The 20938-nt window shown below is 57.7% G+C and carries 19 protein-coding genes; 6 read left to right on the forward strand and 13 right to left on the reverse strand.

Features of this window, described 5'->3' with window-relative positions:
- Positions 1-7 precede the first annotated feature (7 nt).
- On the forward strand, positions 8-1171 hold the full coding sequence (locus MesoLj_RS28060; protein ID WP_202323299.1) for a glycosyltransferase: 1164 nt from the start codon (positions 8-10) through the stop codon (positions 1169-1171).
- A 346-nt stretch (positions 1172-1517) separates the two neighbouring features.
- Positions 1518-2222 carry a methyltransferase domain-containing protein gene (locus tag MesoLj_RS28065; protein ID WP_202323300.1) on the forward strand — a complete coding sequence of 235 codons (705 nt, stop codon included), beginning with the start codon at positions 1518-1520 and terminating at the stop codon, positions 2220-2222.
- Positions 2223-2224: 2 nt separating this feature from the next.
- Here the strand turns inward: MesoLj_RS28065 and MesoLj_RS28070 are convergent, their stop codons facing one another.
- Genes MesoLj_RS28070 through MesoLj_RS28080 form a run of 3 tightly spaced genes read right to left on the reverse strand, consistent with a single transcriptional unit; the run spans position 2225 to position 6357 of the window.
- Positions 2225-4471, reverse strand: coding sequence for a DUF7024 domain-containing protein (locus MesoLj_RS28070; RefSeq protein WP_202323301.1), 2247 nt, complete (start codon positions 4469-4471; stop codon positions 2225-2227).
- The gene (locus tag MesoLj_RS28075; protein WP_244735179.1) at positions 4458-5369 is read right to left on the reverse strand and encodes a hypothetical protein; all 912 of its coding nucleotides are present in this window, start codon (positions 5367-5369) and stop codon (positions 4458-4460) included. Before MesoLj_RS28075 ends, MesoLj_RS28070 begins: the two co-directional genes overlap by 14 nt.
- 4 nt (positions 5370-5373) lie before the next feature.
- Entirely contained in the window at positions 5374-6357 is a 984-nt protein-coding gene (locus MesoLj_RS28080; protein ID WP_202327503.1) for a glycosyltransferase family 2 protein, read from the reverse strand.
- Between the two features lie 341 nt (positions 6358-6698).
- Here MesoLj_RS28080 and MesoLj_RS28085 point away from each other — a divergent pair, with 341 nt between their 5' ends.
- Positions 6699-8804 (forward strand): DUF7024 domain-containing protein, encoded by a 2106-nt coding sequence (locus tag MesoLj_RS28085; protein WP_202323302.1) that lies wholly within the window; start codon positions 6699-6701, stop codon positions 8802-8804.
- A gap of 91 nt (positions 8805-8895) precedes the next feature.
- Here the strand turns inward: MesoLj_RS28085 and MesoLj_RS28090 are convergent, their stop codons facing one another.
- The 3 genes from MesoLj_RS28090 to MesoLj_RS28100 form a co-directional block, all read right to left on the reverse strand.
- Positions 8896-9267, reverse strand: a complete 372-nt coding sequence (locus MesoLj_RS28090) for an EamA family transporter (RefSeq protein WP_202323303.1) — start codon at positions 9265-9267, stop codon at positions 8896-8898.
- On the reverse strand, positions 9260-10039 hold the full coding sequence (locus tag MesoLj_RS28095; protein WP_202323304.1) for a class I SAM-dependent methyltransferase: 780 nt from the start codon (positions 10037-10039) through the stop codon (positions 9260-9262). The genes MesoLj_RS28090 and MesoLj_RS28095 overlap by 8 nt, the downstream gene beginning before the upstream one ends.
- Before the next feature lie 113 nt (positions 10040-10152).
- Positions 10153-11214 carry a glycosyltransferase family 2 protein gene (locus tag MesoLj_RS28100; RefSeq protein ID WP_244735180.1) on the reverse strand — a complete coding sequence of 354 codons (1062 nt, stop codon included), beginning with the start codon at positions 11212-11214 and terminating at the stop codon, positions 10153-10155.
- A gap of 353 nt (positions 11215-11567) precedes the next feature.
- Between MesoLj_RS28100 and MesoLj_RS28105 the strand changes: the two genes are divergently transcribed.
- Together MesoLj_RS28105 and MesoLj_RS28110 are read left to right on the forward strand one after the other, a co-directional pair.
- Positions 11568-12692 carry a glycosyltransferase family 4 protein gene (locus MesoLj_RS28105; protein ID WP_202323306.1) on the forward strand — a complete coding sequence of 375 codons (1125 nt, stop codon included), beginning with the start codon at positions 11568-11570 and terminating at the stop codon, positions 12690-12692.
- The gene (locus MesoLj_RS28110; protein ID WP_202323307.1) at positions 12689-13807 is read left to right on the forward strand and encodes a glycosyltransferase family 4 protein; all 1119 of its coding nucleotides are present in this window, start codon (positions 12689-12691) and stop codon (positions 13805-13807) included. Before MesoLj_RS28105 ends, MesoLj_RS28110 begins: the two co-directional genes overlap by 4 nt.
- A gap of 57 nt (positions 13808-13864) precedes the next feature.
- On the opposite strand, the gene rfbD is transcribed toward MesoLj_RS28110, so the two are convergent.
- The 6 genes from rfbD to MesoLj_RS28140 all read right to left on the reverse strand — a co-directional run bounded on the left by rfbD (position 13865) and on the right by MesoLj_RS28140 (position 19054).
- A complete protein-coding gene (gene rfbD, locus MesoLj_RS28115; RefSeq protein ID WP_202323308.1) occupies positions 13865-14764 on the reverse strand; it encodes a dTDP-4-dehydrorhamnose reductase in 900 nt (299 codons plus the stop codon).
- Positions 14761-15831 carry a dTDP-glucose 4,6-dehydratase gene (gene rfbB, locus MesoLj_RS28120; RefSeq protein WP_202323309.1) on the reverse strand — a complete coding sequence of 357 codons (1071 nt, stop codon included), beginning with the start codon at positions 15829-15831 and terminating at the stop codon, positions 14761-14763. The genes rfbD and rfbB overlap by 4 nt, the downstream gene beginning before the upstream one ends.
- A gap of 13 nt (positions 15832-15844) precedes the next feature.
- On the reverse strand, positions 15845-16396 hold the full coding sequence (rfbC, locus tag MesoLj_RS28125; protein WP_202323310.1) for a dTDP-4-dehydrorhamnose 3,5-epimerase: 552 nt from the start codon (positions 16394-16396) through the stop codon (positions 15845-15847).
- Positions 16397-16399: 3 nt separating this feature from the next.
- Positions 16400-17281 (reverse strand): glucose-1-phosphate thymidylyltransferase RfbA, encoded by an 882-nt coding sequence (gene rfbA, locus MesoLj_RS28130; protein ID WP_202323311.1) that lies wholly within the window; start codon positions 17279-17281, stop codon positions 16400-16402.
- Between the two features lie 50 nt (positions 17282-17331).
- Positions 17332-18399: an NAD-dependent epimerase gene (locus MesoLj_RS28135; RefSeq protein ID WP_202323312.1), complete on the reverse strand. Its 1068-nt coding sequence runs from the start codon at positions 18397-18399 to the stop codon at positions 17332-17334.
- Between the two features lie 64 nt (positions 18400-18463).
- Positions 18464-19054 carry a biotin transporter BioY gene (locus MesoLj_RS28140; protein ID WP_202323313.1) on the reverse strand — a complete coding sequence of 197 codons (591 nt, stop codon included), beginning with the start codon at positions 19052-19054 and terminating at the stop codon, positions 18464-18466.
- Positions 19055-19168: 114 nt separating this feature from the next.
- On the opposite strand from MesoLj_RS28140, the gene MesoLj_RS28145 reads away from it, so the two are divergent.
- The gene (locus tag MesoLj_RS28145) at positions 19169-20074 is read left to right on the forward strand and encodes an MBL fold metallo-hydrolase (RefSeq protein ID WP_202323314.1); all 906 of its coding nucleotides are present in this window, start codon (positions 19169-19171) and stop codon (positions 20072-20074) included.
- Positions 20075-20129: 55 nt separating this feature from the next.
- Here MesoLj_RS28145 and MesoLj_RS28150 read toward each other — a convergent pair whose 3' ends face one another.
- The gene (locus tag MesoLj_RS28150) at positions 20130-20915 is read right to left on the reverse strand and encodes a DUF1499 domain-containing protein (protein WP_202323315.1); all 786 of its coding nucleotides are present in this window, start codon (positions 20913-20915) and stop codon (positions 20130-20132) included.
- Between the last annotated feature and the right edge of the window lie 23 nt (positions 20916-20938).

Below are 20938 nucleotides of genomic sequence, written 5' to 3' on the forward strand. Positions count from 1 at the left end.
AGACGGCATGGATTATGACGTTTCGTACATCGGCGTGTACCCCATCAGCAAACCGTACCATGGAGGGCAGCGAAGAGTTCGAGCATTCGTTGACGCGCTGATCGAGAGTGGGATGCGTGTTGATTACTTGCCGATATTCTCAGCTATTTCTTATCCTGAATATGACCGAGGCGAAGGCGAGTTCGCTTTTGGCAGGGAGTTGCATACGGCGCTCGTTTCCGGCGGAGGAAAGTTAGACCTTCATGCGCACTCGATATTCGGCCTGGAGCCCGCATATAAACAGAGTCTCTTGGCCAGGATTAGGCGGTGCTCGCCAAAGGTAATCATCTTTGAACAGCCTTGGCACGCAGCGTTATTATCCGATCTTAGAGAACAAGGCCTAGACCGCGCGAAGATCGTCTATTCGAGTCAAAATGTTGAATCACAGCTTATGGCTTCTGCCCTCGACCGGAGCGAGGCAGAGAGGCTGGAGCGTGAGCTAGTCGAGGCGGCGGATCTGGTGGTTGCTTGCACGCAATACGATGCCAACGTCTACGCGGGATGGGGAGCGAAGAAGATTTGTGTGTTCGGCAATGGACATATACGCCGCAACGCATCTGAAAGTTTATTGCGCTCTTGGCGGCACGAACTTAGATACCGGAAAGTTGCAGTCTTTACCGGCAGTGCGCATCCACCTAATGCCGAAGGTTTTTTTGAATTGTTCCTTCCTGCTCCGGGATGCATTCCACCTGACGCTAGGCTTGTGGTTGTGGGGGGAGTTTGCGACCTGATTACATCGTCCCCCCTATACGCGTCGAATCGTTCGATATTCGCCGAGACAACAATGCTCATCGGGCGCCAGGAGGAGGATGCGCTGAACGCGTTATTCGAGTTGGCCGAAGTTGTAGTATTGCCGGTAACCTCTGGTGGTGGATCTAATTTGAAAACAGCCGAAGCTCTTCTTTCGTTGAAGCCAATCGTTGGTACCTCTAAGAGCTTCGTCGGATTTGAAGACTACAAGACGCTGGCAGGGGTTACAATTACCGACGACCCGGCGAAATTCAAACAAGCCATTAGAGACGTGTTTCTATTTGGAGGAAAATCCGCAAGGCGATTCGAAGAAGTGCGTAATTTGACCTGGGAAAATGTTTTGCGCGGCTATCCGTCCTACATAAAGAACCTTTCACTCTAATTTAAGGCGCCACCAAGTGGTACTTGCCCGAATGCGCATGGATTTTTCACTCACTCGCCCCAAGGGGCGGGCCGCCGATGAGGGCCAATGAAGAAATGGCATGGAAGATGGCAAGCGGCCGAAGTCGGGGCAACGAGCGAATTGGAATGTAAGACGAGTTTATGGGTTTTATCTAATCGTCATCCCCTTGGCCGTCAGGTCCACGAGGCTGTCGCTCCAGCCGCCTTTGAGCAAGATCACGAGAGCATAAGCACCTGCAGGAAATGGGATCCATAGAGCCTCTCGTTTTATGATGAGAAAGAGTTGCGTGTGCGGTTGGGTGGCGTTAGTTGAAAGGACGATATAGGTGGAGACTAACGTGCCAAACGCGTCTGCAAAAAAACAGTCGGAATTGTTCCATTATAAGAAGCTAAATTTAGGATGTGGCTGGGACATCCGAGAGGGCTTCCTTAATGTTGACCTTCATGACTTCCACAAGCCGGATTATGTTGCCGATATCCTGGATTTGCATGAATTACCGAGCGGCCACTACAACGTGATTGTCGCACAGGACGTGCTTGAGCATATCGAACGAGCAAAGCAGGTCCCGGCCCTGAAGGAATGGGCGAGGCTCTTGTCTGCCCACGGGCGACTGAAGATTCGGCTCCCGAGTCTGTTCGACATGTTGCGGACGGGCACCGGACCGGGATGGTTCTCTACCCATGCGCATGCGCATTTGGTCAATATGGTCTACGGCACCCAAGCGTACAATGGCGATTATCACCTCGCCGGGCACACTGCTTTGACCTTGGTGGATGCGGGAAAGCAGGTGGGTCTGGTTATAAGTCGCGCCGCGATCAAGGACGGCTGGCTTTTCGATGTGGAGTTCGCCAGGAATACCGAGGAACTCTCTAAGGAGGAATTCGTCCACAACGTCTATTTCGAGGAGCTCGGCCGCCCGGTCGATCCGTCCGGTCTCAAGATGAGTTTGGACATTTTGGCCCGCAAAGGCCGTGATATGCTCGTGGCGATCATCCGCGACTCTGCCGAGTGGAAGTCCCTTCGGGCTTAGTGTCAGAGCTTAAGACAAGGCTCGTCAGGCTTGGTTAGGCAGATAGCGGCTATACCCAAACCAAGAGTGCGAAGATCGCCTGACACTCCCGCATCCTTTGGGGATTTGGCGTTAGGAATGAAGAATTCTATATCCACGGCGCTGACGCCTTGCGGCAATTCAAGTCGCTCTATCTTGCGTGACGACTGGATCGTAAACTCCCATTCGTCGGACCTTTTGCCGTTGACGCTAATTCCAATCTTCTGATTTGCGAGGTTGCCGCCAACGAAGCCTCGAGCATCAAGCTCAAGAACTTTGCGTTCACCGTTGGCGGAGAGTTGATAATAGAGAGTCGCGTGGTTGCCGGCCGTCCAGCGCCCCCAAGCCTCGACGCCAGACCATCCGTTACCACAAACGGCGCTGGGGTCGGAGAACTTCAATCGAGACGACAAAGCAAGGGGAACTCCATCCTTGCAGATATACGCAGCGGCGAGCGCGGAAAGCCTGTCACTGGGCAAGCGACGCAGATCGGGCTTAAGTCGGAGAAAAGTGAAATTTTCAGCGCGAGTGACATCCACCATTCCCGATGATTGAATCTCATCTATGTAAGGTTGCATTTCGTCAGAGTACTCTGGGGCATGCGGCCATTCATGAGCTGCCCATAGTAGATCCATGTAGGGTATCGCCACGACATCCGCATCTTTTCGTGTGAGCAGCGAAAGAACTTTCTTCCCGAAATCAGGGCCAGTCTTACCGATCTCAAATGCACGCATCGTATCGGGCCAACTTCCTATCGCGGCGGTAAGATTCTTATCACCGCCAATGTTATAGGTCTTTATTCCTATTTTGCTCGCCATGTAATTTGCAAAGAAGTCGTTTCGAAATGGCAGAAAGGCAACTTTTTCCGCCGACCGAAAGCTCGGTTTCAGGCCCTCAACATAATCGTCAATATCCGCGATCTCCTGGCGAGAATGCGCGTTGGCGACCATTATTGCGCGCGTTGGAATATTGAAGGCGATGCCAGCTGATATGATTGCAATCGTGATGGCCGACTGTATACGATGACTTGCCACATGTAGCGCCAGCAGTGCCCACGCTCCGAACATGCCAAGCGCTACCCATCTGTAACTGGCGCGCATGTTGTTAAACCCAGGCAAATATGTCGAGAGAACTTCGGTTCCGGTCTGCCATGGGGCATATTGGAGCGGCATCAACGCATCGATACCCTCCGGCCTCAGTACATTTAATTTGAACGACGGCCCCAAGGCCATGTAGAAGCCACAGAGGCTGATAAACAGGAATGCGGCCTTCAATCTAGCGTCGAACGATCTCGTCACGACTGAGTAAATCCCTGCAATTATTAATATTAAAGCGAAAGAATCCTTAAATACCGACCCATCACCAAAATAATCACCATCCTGGCGAATTGCACTCCAGCCTATTAAATCAGCTATCCAAATGATTCCTTTCGTAGGAATAAAAAAGAATTCTAAATTTGCCCCGTATGCTCTAAATATATCCAAATTCTCTACATCAAATCTGCTTTTGCCTATATACAAAGCATACAAGGAATATGAAAATAAGAAAGAAACGAATATTATTGGAGATACACTATATAAAATATATTTTCGTGTCGTTGAATTACTTATTATTTCTACAAAAAATAATATTGCAGACCCAACTGCAAACATCATAAAAGTATATCCATCCATAAACACCGCCACAAAAGTGGCCCCAAAGAACAAAATGGATGAAGGCAAACGGCAATTTTCACGCATCAACCGCAATTGGGCGTAGAAGTACGAAGGCAAAAGTGCCATTCCAAGGGACACCATGGAATAGTCCGCGTGCTGCCATATAACGGGTAGAGTGAGCCACAGCAGAGCGCAGACGAGCGAGATTCCACCTTGGGCACCGATGAGGCGTACAAATCTGTATGCGCCGTAAAATGCAACAGTGAACCACAGTGCGAACGCCAACGCATATGCATCGGCAGGTGGGACGCCGATCTTTAGGAAAAGTGCGGTTGGCAAGGCCGCAGCAAGTCCGAATGATATGGCTGCCGGCTCCGGCAAACCAAAATTAGTCGCATAAATGGAGAAGCCATTGGCAAACGACTGCGCGAAACCCAATGTCCAGATGGCTTGACCTGTCGTAGGCACCATAAAGCCGGGCAATGCGCCGTTCACAAACAGGCCGATAAATAGAGCAACCGTCGCAAGCACAGCAAAACTGAATTTATAGAGCAGCGTTCCGTCAGTCTTGCCCATAGTTCATCCCATAGAATCTGCCGACAATCTGCCCGCCAGTAAAAAACAAAAGATCGCCCAGGACAGTAACTGTTCGACCGATCACCACCGCCAAAAGAATGACCGGGCCGGAACTAATCCCGCCAAGCATGAACAGCAGGACCGCCTCCCTCACGCCGAGTCCTGCGGGCGCACCAGGCGTAATGAGGCCCACGAGCCAGGCAATTACATAGGCGCCTGCTATTGCCGGATAGAGCATCAAATCACCTGAGCCCCCTGCAAGAACAAAAGCCGCGACAAATACCAAACCCGCAAGCGCGATGAAGGTGAGATAGAAGGCCACAGCCGCAGCGAAATCGGCACCGCCGGTGCGAGCGGCCAACCAAAGCGCGACCGCCAATACGGCGGCGAAAGAAACCCAGCCTAACCAACCGGGCACACCGGCTGCGACGAAAGGAACCACAAGTGGCGTAAACAGGATTCCGGCTGCGGCCTGAATCGCCAACTCGTAGACCGTTGACTTGGCCAGAGGTCCGTTGCCAATTCCCGCCGCCAAACCGATTGCCTGCCGCCCTGCGAACTGGAAAATATTACCGGGAACATACTTGGCCAGTTGCGAGATGGCGTAGGCATAGATTGCCCACGGTCGTGAGACTGTAACGTCGAGGTGACGGAGCAGACGCTGCCAGCCGAAAGCCATCAGTAAGTTCAGCACAGCGTACATGCCGGCCAGTGCAGTTGTTGCGATGTAACCGCCAACGCCAATCCGCTGGAAATTGATCTCGCCCGCATAACCGTGGAGCCTGATCCCTACGAAAACAATACCGGCCAGACCCAGTAAACCCCCGATGCGATTGAGCCAGGTTCTGGCATTCGGGCTGAGCGCTATCTCCTGGCTCTGGCCGCCAGCCCCATTCATCTGCCTATCCTGCCTTCTTGTTGTTCCGGGCGGAAGCATGGCCACCAGCCTCCCCTTGCGCCGCGCGCTGCGTATATCGGATGTCCTCCAGAAGCTTGCGATTGGCCGCGATCACGTCGGCCAGGAACGCAACCAGAAGTGCCTGGAAGCCCATCGACATCAGCACGCCCGCCAGGACCACCGACTGGACGTGACCGCTGCTTGCATCAACCAGGTAGAAGTAGAGGAAGCGAAGGCCGAGCAGGAAACCGAGGCCGAAGAGAACGGCTGCGACCGCGCCGAAGAACCGGGCCGGCTGGTAGATGACGAAGATGCGCACGATGGTGAAGATCGAGCGCTTGAGATACGACGGAATGCTCTTGACCAGCCGCGACGGTCGCAGATCACCGTTGACGCGGATCGGCACCGAGACCACGCGCATGTTCTTGCGGCCGGCCTGAATGATGGTCTCCAGCGTGTAGGTGTAGTTGTTGAAGACGATCAGGCGCTGGGCCGCGTTGCGCGAGATCGCGCGAAATCCGCTCGGTGCGTCCTGCACATCGGTGCCGCTGCTGACGCGAACCACCCAGCTGCCGAGCTTCTGCAGCAGCTTCTTCGACGGCGAGAAGTGCTCAATCTCCGATATCGGCCGAGCGCCGATGACCATGTCCGCGCGTCCCTCAAGAACCGGCCTTGTTAGGGCCGGCAGATCGGCCGCGTTGTACTGGTTGTCTGCATCGGTGTTGACGATGACATCGGCGCCTCGCGCGAGGCAGGCTTCGATGCCGGTCATGAAGGCATAGGCAAGGCCACGATTGCTGGTATGGCGTATGACGTGATCGACGCCGTTTTCCTCCGCGACCCTAGCTGTGGCGTCGCTGCTCCCGTCGTCGATGATCAACCACTCGACGCTGTCGAAACCAGCAACGGTCCGCGGCAGATCATTCAGCGCTATCGCGAGCGTTTCGGCTTCGTTATAGCAAGGAATCTGGATGATCAGTTTTGGCAGGGGCTTGCTCTCGAATTCGGGCTGAGATCAGTGCATCTACCATCCTCAGGCTGAGGCGCAAGCGGTTTTCCCGGGTAACGATGGTCTTTCCCTCGAACCGCGGAGTCGACGAAAATGTACATTAGCATTACTTCATGATGCCTTATGGCGTGACCATCCCTCGAACAACCCCCTCCCCCCTGCGGACACGGTAAGATGCAGAGAGGTTAGGGATCCCTGCCGTGGCTACTTACCGGGATTCGCCATCATTCTGCGAAATAGCGTGCGCATAATGGTTGAATGCCTGGTCAAAATAGTCGACAGGCGGTATCGGAAAATGTTTGGCTAAGGAAAGGCCGCCTGTGATTTTGGCATACGATAAGGTTGCTCGCTTTTCTTCCATTACCTGGACGAATTCCATCCAGCTGTACCGCAATAATTCGACAGCATTTCTGTCAGTTTTCTTGGTTTCGATAGGCATCGCTATCAGCATACGGAATCAAGGACTGTACGCGGTCGTTTTTGCCGACGAATATATCTACAGCAATTTTTCACGACTTAGCGCCATCGCCGGCGCACCTGTCCCATCCTACCTTTTTTTCTCTATCTATAAATACACCAGCTTTTGCGGAGATGGCTTTCTCGCATGCGCCCGCTACCTTAACACAATTTTCTTCATACTCGCTGTGCCATTTATTTTTTCTATATCCTCGCGAATCACCTCCAAGCCGGTCGCAACGCTAATTTCCATTCTGTCTGTCCTTGCGCCGATTAATACATATACCGCATACTATATGCCAGAATCTCTGTATTATTTATGCTTTTGGTTTTTTTCCTGGGGAATACTTAGCCTGGATAATAATTCACGTTATCTCAAATTTATTTTGGTAGCACTTATATTTTCCCTGACGACACTCGTTAAGCCACATTCATTATTTTTTCTGCCTGGAGTGGTCCTGTATTTTGCTTACCTAATCAGGCAAAGGCCGGAGCAGAATTGGATCGCCAGATGGCTCCAGGTCTCCACATTGTTTGTCGCCGTCGCCATCGCAGCCAAGATGGCGCTCGGCTTCGCCTTAGCCGGAAGTGCAGGCATTACCCTCTTCGGTCCCGTTTATGGCTCCATCGCCGGTCGAGCAGCCACGCACTATGTCGACCTCATCAAAGTGGCCGGCTTCAGCCTTGCCGGTCATTCCCTTGCTTTATCGATCCTGTTCGGCACGCCTTTGGCCACCGTCTTGTTCAGCCTCCGGAAGGCCCTGTCTCGCAACGAAGCCGGGAATGCTCCGCTTAATATCGCATTCTACGCATTTGCCATCTTTGCTACCCTGATACCTATAGTGGCACTGTTCACTGCCTCAGTTGCCACCGGCGCAGGTGGCGGCGACACACCATTTCGCCTGCACATGCGGTACTACAATTTCGCGTTCCCACTCTTACTAATGGCTATAGCAGGAAGCCTCCAGTCCGCAGAAAATCGTAAAATTACCGCTTATTCTTCAATTTTATTCGCCTCAATGCTAATTTTAGGAATAATTTGCATTTCTACCAGGATTATTCCGTACACCCCCAGCTATATTGACAGTCCAGAAATAAGAGGACTTACTTATAATAAGTATTACTTCTATATCTTGAGCGCCATAAGCACAATATCTCTTATTTTCTGGCTAAAAAACCGCAGAACAGGCGCAATAATATTCTTGTTTATCTTCACCCCGCTGTCAGTTGTTTTTACATCTTATTTTTCGAGCCTCGAACTCCGAAATCGGCTTCATCCGGATGCTTTTGACGAGGCAGGCATCTTCGCGCATCAGTATTTGGCTGGCAGTGATGCATCTCGCCTTGCGGCCATGGGTTCGAGTCCGGCGGGATTATTTCGGGCATTGTTCTATCTCGATAACCCTAGGGCTTCGATTGCTCAAATACCGGCAGGCGCTCCAGCGGATCTTTCGAAGGTCCCTCGCGACAAGGAATGGCTCCTTCTTATCGGTGATCACCCTCCCCCGCCTAGCTTTCGTTTCAAGCTGGATCTGAATGGTTTTTCAATCTTTCGGCTCGCGGGCTCAGACAGGATAGACTTCACGAGAAGATCCTGGCCCGAAATCCTGACCCGAGCCCAAGGCCTGTCGTTTATCGAAGCCTGGGGGAGATGGTCGGATGGTCCTATGGTCACACTGGAATTCGTAAAGCCGCTTCCAAAAAAATTCGTCCTGCACCTCACGGCAAATGCATTCGGCCCGAATGTCGGGCGACCTATTTCCGTGCACACAGGCTCTCAATCGGCGACGTTCGTGCTGTCGAGATCAGCGCAGGAGATTGCTATCCCATTTGAAAATTCGGAGGCATCGACTTCGATCTCCATTTCGATCCCAAACCCAATTTCACCGAAGGAGCTTGGTCTAAACCAGGATCGCCGAAAGCTTGGAATTGCATTCCGTCAAATGAGCGTGGAAGACTTGACGCAGTAAGTTGAGCAACTGCCCAAACTCGGCGCGGGCTCCTTAGTTCTCACGGGAAGGTGTGCCCTTTGCGCCCGAGGGTCATGCGATCACGACATGGTCAGGCTAGGACGCCTACCGCAATTCCGGCAATGATCAAAAGGCCACCGATTATCGTCCCGAGACTGATCCCTTCCCCCAGCAGCAGATTTGCCATCAGAGGCACAAATACGAAGGTCAGTGATACAAACAGGAAGGCCCGGTTGATCGGCAGGTTCTGCAGCACATAAAGCCATAGTGACGCCACGACGGCGTAGAGCAGCCCTACAGCAACACCAGGTACAGCGACATGGAGGAATTGCGACATATCGGTCAGAACTGCCCAGCCGCTCGTTGCCAGCCGCCCTGCAACGATTTTCAAGAGTATCTGCCCAAGCGAGAGCAAGGCCTGCACAGCGACCGCTGCGGAATAGACCCAAAGCCGATTATCCATCTTGTACCTTGGATTTTCTGAGGAAGACGATCGACGTGTCTCGGGGCAACAGTCCGAGGATAGGAAGAAGTGCCAGCGATCCGATGTAGGTGAGACCGTTCATCAGCTTCGATTGGCCCTGAACGTAGGAAACCCGTTGCCGCAGGCCTTTCGCCGTGATCGGCGCCAGACGAACGACCTCCCTTTGCTCAAAGCCCGCTCTCTTGCCCAGTTCAGCGAGGTGTTCGGCGCTGAAATACCATACATGGGGTGAAGGCAGTCCAAACTGCCACATTCGCAGGAACGGGCCACTAATGCCCAGACGATCCATGAAATTTGCAAGCCTGTAGAATATGCCATCCTTGTCCGGGCAGTTCAGCACCAGAACGCCACCAGGCAGCAAATGCAGGTGGCAAGCAGCTATAGCCTTCTCCACTTGCGGAATGTGCTCCAGCACATCATTGAAGGTGATGGCGTCGAATTGTTCCCCCTCATCGAGGGCGTCCGGAAAATAGCCGTGGCGGACGATAGCACCCGTTGCCGCGCGCGCGCCGTCGACGACATTGGCGTCTGGCTCGATCCCCTCGGCGCAAAAACCCGCGGCAAGCGCGTCTTTCAAGAATAACCCGTGACCGCATCCGACATCGAGCAACGCCCGCTGTGTCGGAGCCAAAATCCGGGACAACACCTCGAGAATGGCGACATTGCTGCGCCTGCGCGCCTCGTAAAGCCCCACTAGCCGCGCCTCTTCATCGAGGACCGTCTCTGTCTTTGCCTGTGGGATCGCCGGCAAGAGCGAAGATGCCAGCAGACCGCATCTGGCGCATCTGAAAAGCCACATCCGCCGCTGCCGAACAAACGCGCCGCTACAAACCGGACAAGGGAGAGTGATTGATGCTTTATCTGTCATACCTGACCACTATCCCTCGGCTCTGAAGGCGAACTCTCGTGTTGATGCTTCATGCTGTCCCTGTGTCTCAGCGCTCGCATCGGTTGGACGGAGGTCTTCAGTCGCAAGTGCAGTGTCGACCGCGGAACCGACTGGATATCGTAGTTGATGAAAGCAAGCAGGAGTTGGGTCGCAACGATGATCGGCAGCGCTGCGATCATCACGGTGCCGGCGGTGGCCGGAACGGACGTACCCCATTTCGACAGGCCGTACACAACGCCAAACAGCAAAAGCGCCAATCCCAACACAAGCTCCAACGACGCGATGCTGAAATTGCGGATGAAGTAGTTGTAAAAGATGCGCTTGCCGAAATTCCTCAGATGCGCGAGCGCAAATCGCGGAATTTCGCGATGCGGCTTCATATTGCTTACCTCGTCGGCGTAGTGTGAGTGCATAGGCACGTCGACCACGCGCGCGGTAAGGACGTTCAGGCGGAAAAGAAGATCCGATTCGAAGAAAAAACGCCTCGATATCTTTTCCAACGGCAGAAGACCGACCAGGCTGGCGTGGATTGCGAAGAACCCGTTTGTCGGATCGAAACTGTGCCAATATCCGGTCGACATCTTGGCGAGGAAGGAGAGGCCCGCATTACCGATCAGCCTGCCTAAAGGCATGGAAGCCACCCCTTCCGGATCGAAAAAGCGGTTGCCTTTCGCATAGTCCGCCTCACCGATAAGAATGACGCCGACGAAGCTCGGAATGAGGGCCGGGTCCATCTGGCCGTCGCCGTCGATCTTCACGATCACATCGGCCCCGTCGGCGGCAGCCTGCTTCATCCCCGCGAGGGTCGCCCCACCGACGCCGAGATTCTGGTCGTTCCACAGCACGTTTACACGGGGATCCGTGACATGCTCCTTGACGAAACGGCCAGTGTCCTCGGGACAGGCGTCGTCGACGACATAAATGGCAGTGACTTCAGAGCCGATCTGGCCGAGAACGGCGAGAATATGATTGCGCACCCGATAGCTCGGGATGACGACGGCGATGGCAGGCTTTTGTTGTGAGGGCAAAAAGCTCACCCGCAGCCATTCTGGTGGGCCATGTGGCATAGTCTTCCAGTTGCGCCGAGGGCTTTAGCTTAGCTTTATCTCCAGAGCAACCGAAGTCTATCGGCTTGCCGACGACGCATAAAGCTTCGACGCTACGGTGACGAGCGAGTTCCATGAGCCGGCGACGTCCAAGCGAATTCATGTCTCAGGCTGTGGAGCGGCTTTCGCTGCATGACGGCCAGCCCTGATGTTACCGATTCAGAGGATCTATGCTACAGGTGGTTCGTAATGCGCGGTCGAGCGACCACGCTTTCACGCACCTGCCCTGCTGCCGTCGTAAAAATGTCCGGAATCCTTTGCCCAGTTCATTTCCGGAGACAAGATTGAGGATCGGGATCGACGGCAGGAATCTTGGATCGGCTACCGACGGGATCGGCCGGTTCGTCCACAATGCCGTGAAGGCATTGGCGGCTCTCGGCGCCGATGTGGTTGTCTATGCGCCTGGCAGGATCAATCCGGATTACGACCTTCCGCCTGGCGTCTGCGTGCGGATCGCCAACTTCAAGGGGCCTGTCGGCCGCACGTTCTGGGGCCAGGCCGTGTTGCCCTCCTTGGCCCGGCGCGACCGCGTGGAGGTGTTTTGGGGGCCGTCGCACCGTCTGCCCTTTGTGCTGGGCGGCGGCATCGCACGGGTGGTCACGATTCACGACCTCGTCTGGTTGCACGCCGCGCGGACCATGCGGACCAGGACCTGGGTGGGCGACCGCCTGCTGATGAAGCCCGCGCTGCGGACCGCCGATGCCGTGGTTGCCGATTCGACCGCCACAGCCACAGCCTTGACGGCCGAATTCCCCTGGCTGAAATCGCCGGTCAGGACGGTCCACCCCGGCACGGTCGCCCTGCCGGCCCCTGGCGATGTTTCGAGCCTGCGGCCGCTCGGCATCGGCAAGCCCTATGCGCTCTTCGTCGGCACAGTCGAGCCCCGGAAGAACCTCGGCAATCTGATAGAGGCCTACGGTTTGCTGCCGGCCGATATCCGGTCCGGCTGCGATCTGGTCATCGTCGGCGGCACGGGGTGGAAACAGACGGGCCTTGCCGATAAGGTGCGCGCCGGCGGGCTGGAGGCGAATATCAAGTTTACCGGATTCGTCGACGACATGACGCTTGCCACGCTTTATGCGAATTGCCTGTTTCTGGCGATGCCATCTCTCTACGAGGGGTTCGGTTTTCCGATCGTCGAGGCACAGTCTTTCGGCAAGCCGGCGCTGACCTCGAACACGTCGTCAATGCCTGAGGTCGCGGGTGACAATGCCGTCCTCGTCGACCCGAACGACCCCGAGGCAATCGCCGCTGCATTCCACCGGTTGTGCGTCGATGCGGAATTCCGAAACGGCATCGCCGCGGGCGCGAAAAGGAATGCCGGACGCTTCACCTGGGAAAACCACGCCAGGAGCATGCTGCGGATTTTTGAACAGGCCATCGAGCAAAGACGGAAGGCCCGCGTTTGAAAGTCCTGCACTTCTTCAAAACCTACTGGCCGGATTCGTTTGGCGGGGTGGAGCGCACGATACAGGCCATTGCCCAAAGCACCGCGAGCCACGGCATCGAAACGGACGTGCTGTCATTGAGCCCCACTCCGGCCGAGAACACCCAATGGTTTGACGGCCACATGGCCCACAAGGCCAAGCTCGATTTCGAACTGGCCTCGACCGGATTCTCGCGCGCGGTTTTTCGGAAATTCGCGGAACTCGCCGGGAAAGCCGACCTGCTGCACTACCATTTTCCATGGCCGTTGATGGATATGGTGCATTTTCATTCCCGTCACGGCAAGCCGGCCGTCGTCACCTATCATTCCGACATCGTCAAACAGAGGCTGATACTGCCTTTCTATCGACCGCTGATGCTGCGTTTCCTGAAGAACGTGGACACGATCGTTGCGACATCCCCGGACTATTTGGGATCGAGCCCTGTCCTCAACGCCTTCAAGGCCAAATCGACGATCATTCCCATCGGCATCGATGAAACCGCTTACCCCGCGCCGACCTTATCCGACACTAACTGGCGCCGGTCGGCGGTGGCGGAGCCCTTCGTGCTCTTCGTCGGCGTTCTGCGCTACTACAAGGGACTTGATGTGCTGATCGAGGCCGCGGACAGGGTCCGCTGCAAGATTGTCATCGCCGGCTCGGGACCGATCGAGCAGCAACTCAAGCTGCAGGCCAGCACGTTGCGGCGCGACAATGTGATTTTCCTGGGCGAGGTTTCGGAGCCGCACAAAATGGCGCTCCTCCACGGCTGCCTCGGGTTCGTTTTTCCTTCGAACCAGAGGTCGGAAGCCTATGGGCTATCGCTGGTCGAGGCGGCAATGTGCGGCAAGCCGATGATTTCATGCGAGATCGGAACGGGAACCAGTTATGTGAACAAGGCCGGCGAAACCGGGCTGGTCGTTCCGCCTTCCGATCCGGCACGGCTTGCCGAAGCGATCAACCGGCTGGTCGATTCGCCTGACGAAGCAGCGAAGTGGGGGCGAGCAGCCCGAGAGCGCTATGCTAGGCTCTTTACATCGGACAGGATGGGAAAGGCTTATGCCGATCTCTATCACCAGATCGACAGCCGTCGACGCTGAGTGCCGCTGCAAGGCACGGCTTGTGAAATTCAGCGAGCCGCCCTCAAGGACGCTTGGTCATCCGGCCGGGGCCTGCCCGCGTTGGAGCCGACGGACCACCGCCTCCGTCGACTGCCGCCAGTCAGGCGCGCTCCACCCGAATACATCAGCGAACTTCGCGCTCGACAGCCGCGAATTGGCGGGGCGCCGCGCCTTGGTCGGATAGTCCTTGCTGGCAATGTCGCGCACTTGTGCCCAAGCACCGCCGGCCGCCCGGCTGGTGTCCAGGATGTGACGGGCAAAGCCGCTCCAGTTGGTCTCGCCGGTGCCGGCCAGATGATAGGTGCCGAACGCGCCGACGCTGTTGTCGCCATGCAGCACCGCCGCCGCATGCAGGATGGCGTCTGCCATATCGAGCGCGGAGGTGGGATTTCCCCATTGATCGGCCACCACCGAAATCTCGTCGCGGTCGGCGGCCAGCCGCAGCATGGTCTTCACGAAATTCCTGCCGAACGGGCTATAGACCCAGGCGGTGCGCAGGATCAGGTGGCGCGGGCCGGCGGCGGCCACGGCCTGTTCGCCGGCGAGCTTGGAGGCGCCGTAGACGCCGAGGGGCGCCGTCGCATCGGTCTCGACATAGGCGTGAGAAGCACTGCCGTCGAAGACATAGTCGGTCGAAAGATGGATGACGGGAGCGCCGAGCCGAGCCGCCGCTTCAGCCACCTTGCCGGCGCCGGTCGCGTTGACCGCAAAGGCGAGGTCGGGCTCGTCCTCGGCCTGATCCACCGCCGTGTAGGCGGCGGCCGAAACCACGATATCCGGCTTCGCGGCCGCAATGACGTCGATGATGGTCTCGGGTCTTGCCAGGTCGAGTTCCGGGCGGCCGATGGCGACGACCTCGATGCCGGCCTTCCCTTGGCATGCCTCCAGCAGGCTTGCCGCGACCTGGCCTTCGCGTCCGGTGACGACGAGCCTCACGCGCCAGCCTTGCGCGCTTCGCCCAGTCTTTCTCCGGCATAGCGCTGCTCGCGGATCGGGCCCCACCACCATTTGTTGTCGAGGAACCAGTCCACGGTTCTGGCCAGGCCGCTGTCGAAATTCTCGGTCGGCGTCCAGCCGAGTTCACGGCCGATCTTGGAGGCATCGATGGCGTAGCGGCGATCATGGCCGGGGCGGTCGGTGACGAAGGAAATCAGCTCGCGATAGCGCTTGCCGCCGGCCCTGGGACGCCTGGTGTCGAGCAGGTCGCAGATCGTCTCGACGACGGCGAGGTTCGTGCGCTCCGAATTGCCGCCGACATTGTAGCTCTCGCCCGGCGTGCCCTTGGTGGCGACGAGTTCCAGGGCCCGGGCGTGATCCTCGACGAACAGCCAGTCGCGCACATTGGCGCCGGCGCCATAGACAGGCAGCGGCTTTTCGTCGAGCGCGTTGAGGATGACCAGCGGGATCAGTTTCTCGGGAAAATGATAGGGGCCGTAATTGTTCGAACAGTTGGAGAGCACGACCGGCAGGCCGTAGGTCTCGTGCCAGGCGCGCACCAGATGGTCCGAGGCCGCCTTCGAGGCCGAATAGGGCGAGGACGGGGCGTAAGGCGTCTCCTCGACGAACATGCCGCCGTCGAAAGGCAGATCGCCGAACACCTCGTCGGTCGAGACATGGTGGAAGCGGAAGCGGGCCTTCCTGTCATCGGCAAGGCCACGCCAATATTCGAGTGCGGCATTGAGGATCCGGTAGGTGCCGACAATGTTGGTCTCGATGAAGGCGCCCGGTCCGTCGATCGAGCGATCGACATGGCTCTCGGCGGCGAGGTTCATGACGATGTCGATATCGTCACGGCGCAGGAGATCGAGCACTGTCCTCTCATCGCCGATATCGCCATGGGCGAAGCGATAATTATGCGCGCTCTCGATCGGCCGCAGCGAGGCCAGGTTGCCGGCATAGGTCAGCTTGTCGAGATTGGTCACGCGGTAGGCCGGATTGGCGCACAGATGACGGCACACCGCCGAACCGATGAAGCCGGCCCCGCCTGTCACCAGAAAATTCATGCTGCTGTCCTCATCAGGCAAACACCTCGGTGTCGGCGAGCATCGGCGCCTTGCTGTCCTTGTCCGAAAGCTGGAACCCGCCGGCCACCGAAGGCCATTCGATGCCGATCGCGGGATCGTCGAAGCGGATGGACCGGTCGTGCTCAGGCGAGTAGGTGTCGGTCACCTTGTAGAGGACCTCGGTGTCGGGCACGAGGGTCAGGAAGCCGTGGGCAAAGCCCTTGGGCACCAGAATCTGGTTGCCCTTTTCGGCCGAAATCTCGTGGCCGGTCCATTTCCCAAAGGTCTTCGAACCGCGGCGAATGTCGACACATACGTCCAGAATCCGGCCGCGTATAACGCGCAGCAACTTGTCCTGCGCCCGGGGCGCAAGCTGGTAATGGAGCCCGCGCAAGACACCTGCCTCGGCGGAATAAGAATGGTTGTCCTGCACGAAAAGCAATTTTATTCCAGCCTGCGCAAACCGCTCGGCATTGTAGGTTTCCATGAAGAAACCGCGCGCATCGCCGTGCCGCTTTGGAACGATTTCCAGCACGCCTTCAATGCCGAGGGACCTGATCTCCAACCTCTAGCCCTCCGACAGATCGGCGACGCGCCGGCGCAGATAGGCGGCATATTCATTTTTTCCCAACCGGGTTGCCCGCTGCAGCACTTGCTCCGCCGTCAGCCAACCCTGCTCGAAGGCGATCTCCTCAGGGCAAGCGACCTTGATGCCCTGTCGATGTTCGATCGTGCGCACGAAGGAAGACGCGTCATTCAGGCTGTCATGGGTCCCCGTGTCGAGCCAGGCATAGCCGCGCCCCAATCGGTGCACATGCAGCAGGCCGCGATCGAGATAGGCGTTGTTGACCGCCGTGATCTCCAGCTCGCCACGGGCCGAAGGTCGAATGGACGAGGCGATGTCGACAACAGTGTTGTCGTAGAAATACAGCCCTGTAACAGCCCAGTTGGATTTCGGCTTTTGCGGCTTTTCCTCGATCGTAATCGCGGTTCCGGTGACCTTGTCGAAGGACACGACACCATACCGTTCAGGATCATCCACGCGGTAGGCGAAAACCGAAGCGCCCGCCTCGCGCGAAGCGGCGGTGCGGCAAAGCTGCGACAGCCCATCGCCAAAATAGATATTGTCGCCCAGGATCATCGACACACTGTCCTTGCCGATGAACTCGCGGCCGATGATGAAAGCTTCCGCAAGCCCATTGGGGTGCGGCTGCTCCGCATAGGAAATGTCCAGACCGAACTCCGATCCGTCGCCGAGTAAATCGCGAAAAACGGGCAGGTCTCGCGGCGTCGAAATAACCAGAATCTCCCTGATATCCGCGAGCATCAGTACGCTCAGCGGATAATAGATCATCGGCTTGTCGTATACCGGAAGAATTTGTTTGGAGACTGCCAACGTCAGCGGATAAAGGCGTGTTCCACTACCCCCCGCAAGGATAATTCCTTTCAAGAAGCTCTCCCTGACATGCCCAAATCCCCTCGGCGGCAGTGGGAGCCATACTACACCCTGAAAAAGCTGCTGCCAGGGCCCGCTTTTACCGTAGAGTCGTTACCAAAATACGCCAGATACCACTCGACGAATCGCGCTACCCCTTCCGACACGGAGGTACCGGGGCGATATCCGACCGCCTCCTGCAATGATGAAATATCGGCGAAGGTGTCGGGCACGTCCCCCGCCTGCAGCGGCAAAAGCTCGATGATGGCCTTGCGGCCAAGCGCGTTTTCCAGCGCCTCGACATAGGCGGTCAGCCTCACCGGGTTATTGTTGCCGATGTTGAAGATACGCCAGGGGGCGCTGCTCGTTGCCGGGTCCGGATGGCCGGAATCCCAGCCAGGGTTTCCCGCGGCAGGGCTGTCGCTGGTCCGGATCACGCCCTCGGCGATATCATCGACATAGGTGAAGTCGCGTGTGTGGTTGCCATTGTTGAACAGCTTGATCGGTTCGCCGGCCAGGATGCTCCTGGTGAACATGAACAGCGCCATGTCGGGACGCCCCCAGGGGCCATACACGGTGAAAAAACGCAATCCGGTGGTCGGCAGCCCGAACAGATGACTGTAGCTGTGCGCCATCAGCTCGTTGGCGCGCTTGGTCGCCGCGTAGAACTGCAGCGGATGATCGGCCGGGCGATGCTCGGAAAACGGCATGTCGGTGTTGGCGCCGTAAACGCTCGAGGTGCTGGCATAGGTCAGGTGCGCTATGCCTCCGCCGCGGCAGGCCTCCAGCATGTTGGTGAAGGCGACGATGTTGCTTTCGACATAGGCGCGCGGGTTTTCAAGGCTGTAGCGGACCCCCGCCTGGGCGGCGAGGTGGATCACCCGGTCAAAGGCGTGGTCGGCAAAGCAGCTGTCGACGATGCCCCTGTCGGCAAGATTGCCGTGGATGAAATGATAACCGGAGTTGGTGCTTCGGCTTGCCTCGGCAAGCAGCCGCAGCCGCGCCTGCTTGATCGCCGGATCGTAGTACTCGTTGATGCTGTCGATACCGACAACCTCGTCGCCGCGCTCCAGGAGCCGCCTGGCGACATGATAGCCTATGAAGCCGGCGACGCCGGTGACCAGAACCTTCATCAGAAGCGCCCGTGCTCGGGAATGGACCCCTGACGTCTATGGCACGTCAAGCTTCCTGAAGACCTCAGGAGCGCTTCAGCAGCGACCAGACGGCCGGCACAAGGCTTGCCGCCAGGGCAACCTTGATCAGATCGCCGACGATGAACGGCACGACGCCGAACTGCCAGGATTTTTCCGGACCGATGAGCAGCGCCAGCCAGGCAAAGCCCATCGCCATCATGACGACTTCGGCGACCAGCATTGCGTTGAAAAGCTTTATCGGGTGGCGATCCCAACCGCGATCCGCGGCCCAGCCGACGATCGCCGCCATGACCACGAAGCCAGCGAGGTAGCCGCCGGTCGAGCCAAGCATGTAGGCGATGCCGATGCCCTTCTCCGGCGTGCCCTGGAAAACCGGGAAGCCCATGGCGCCTTCCGCCATGTAGAGCAGCAGCGTGGCAACGCCGAGGCGCATGCCGAAGGTGGCGGCGATCAGCAAGACGGCGAGCGTCTGCATCGAGATGTCGACGGGGCCCAGCACAACCTTGGTCTTGGCCGACAGGGTCAGCAGCAGCGTTCCGGCGATGGCCAGGAAAAGCTGTGTTGCCAGTCGCGCCGCGCCATCCAGCGGCAAGGCCAGAGAAACAAGCGGGCGCATCGTCGTTGCAGTTGCCATGGTCTTCCCCTATCCGATCTGTCGCGATCCGATAATCGCGGTCTAGCGTTTTCCTATATTGGCTTGCGTGCTATGCGGCAATCGGTTTTGCCGTTCCGGGAACAATGTGCCGATATGGCTCTCAAATTCGATACCAGCTTCGATCCGCATTACGGCCATGGCGTGAGCGTGGCACCGGACGTGCAGCGCGTCACGGTCCAAAATCCCAGCCCCTTCACTTTTCATGGCACCAACAGCTATGTCGTCGGGCGCGACACGCTGGCGGTGATCGATCCCGGGCCCGATGACGACGCTCATCTTCAGACCTTGCTCGACGTGATCGCCGGCAGGCCGGTCAGCCATATCTTCGTCAGCCATACGCATCGCGACCATTCCCCGCTGGCGGCCCGGCTGAAGCAGCGCACCGGTGCCTTGGTGATGGCGGAAGGGCCTCACCGGCCGGCAAGGCCACTGCATGTAGGCGAGACCAACGCGCTCGACGCCAGCGCCGACACCGCTTTCGTTCCCGACACCGCCCTGCCGGACGGCACGTTGGTCGCCGGCGACGGCTGGGCGATCCGCACGGTTCTGACCCCCGGCCACACCGCCAATCACGCGGCATTCGCGCTGGAAGGAACCGGCATCCTGTTTTCGGCCGATCATGTCATGGCGTGGGCGACGTCCATCGTCGCGCCGCCGGACGGAGCAATGGCCGACTACATGGCATCGCTGGACAGACTGATCGAGCGCGACGACCGCATGCTGCTGCCAGGCCATGGCGGGCCGGTAACGGCGCCGCGCGCTTTCATGCGCGGGTTGAAGACGCATCGCAAGATGCGCGAACGGGCCATTCTGGAGCGGGTCAGAGCCGGCGACCGGACGGTTCCCGACATGGTCAAGGCGATCTACCGGGATACAGATCCGCGGCTGCATGGTGCGGCCGGGCTTTCGGTGCTTGCCCATCTCGAGGATCTGGTGGCACGTGGCGTGGTGTCGACGGACGCGGCCCCCGCCATCGACGGCATTTTCACGCCGGCCTGATAGGCCTGCCCTGGTCCCTAGCCTCCCAGCAGGCATGGGATCGACGGAAAAATGGCTACTCGGCCGGAGCCGCCCCGACCTGGCCGGCGACTTCCTGGTCCAATTCCGCCAGGAAATCAGTGATGCGCGAGGCATTGTCGCCAAGGTCGTAGCGTCCGTAACGCGAGGCCGACCGCATGTCGACGATCACCGTATCGCCATCATCCGTCACGCGGATCGCCACATCGGCGGGAAGGCCGAGCACGAAACCCTTGGCGACAGCGGTAATGGTCACGTCGCTTTGCCCGGCGAGGTCGGGATAGGGTTCGGAAAGATCCCAGCCGCGCCGGTCGAGTACGGTCTCGACGGCATTGACGATGGTCTCGAATGGCAGGTCGTAGCTGCGCGCGGTGACCAGTGGATAGCTGTCTGTCTGCAGCCGCTGTTCGCCCGGCGTCGACGGCGAGAGCACGTTCATGTCCTTTGTCCGGTCGCTGATATCGAGCGCGGGCGGATCATCGAAATCGGTCGAGATGTCCCTGAGCGGCGGATAAATCGTCGCCCAGTAGGCGGCAACGCCGTAGGGAACGAGCACCAGCAGGGCCAGCAAGGCGCCGACGGTCAGGTCACGGCCGCCGCGATCACCAAATTTCCATAGTCTCGAAAAGGCAAAGGCGGCGAACAGCAGCGCCAGCGCAGCGAGCAGCGCGACGATGCCCAGCACCCATAGGAACACCGGCGTTTCGACGAGATCGAAGCGATGGCCGACGAAATTGGTCAGCAGAAGCACCGCTGAAAATGCGGCCGTGCGCCGCGACCAGCCGGCAGCCTTCGAGGTTCGCCGTTCGGGAATGCTAACCATTGTTCTCTGCGCTGCCCCAACCC

It is taken from the genome of Mesorhizobium sp. 113-3-9 (assembly GCF_016756515.1).
GTDB lineage: Bacteria > Pseudomonadota > Alphaproteobacteria > Rhizobiales > Rhizobiaceae > Mesorhizobium.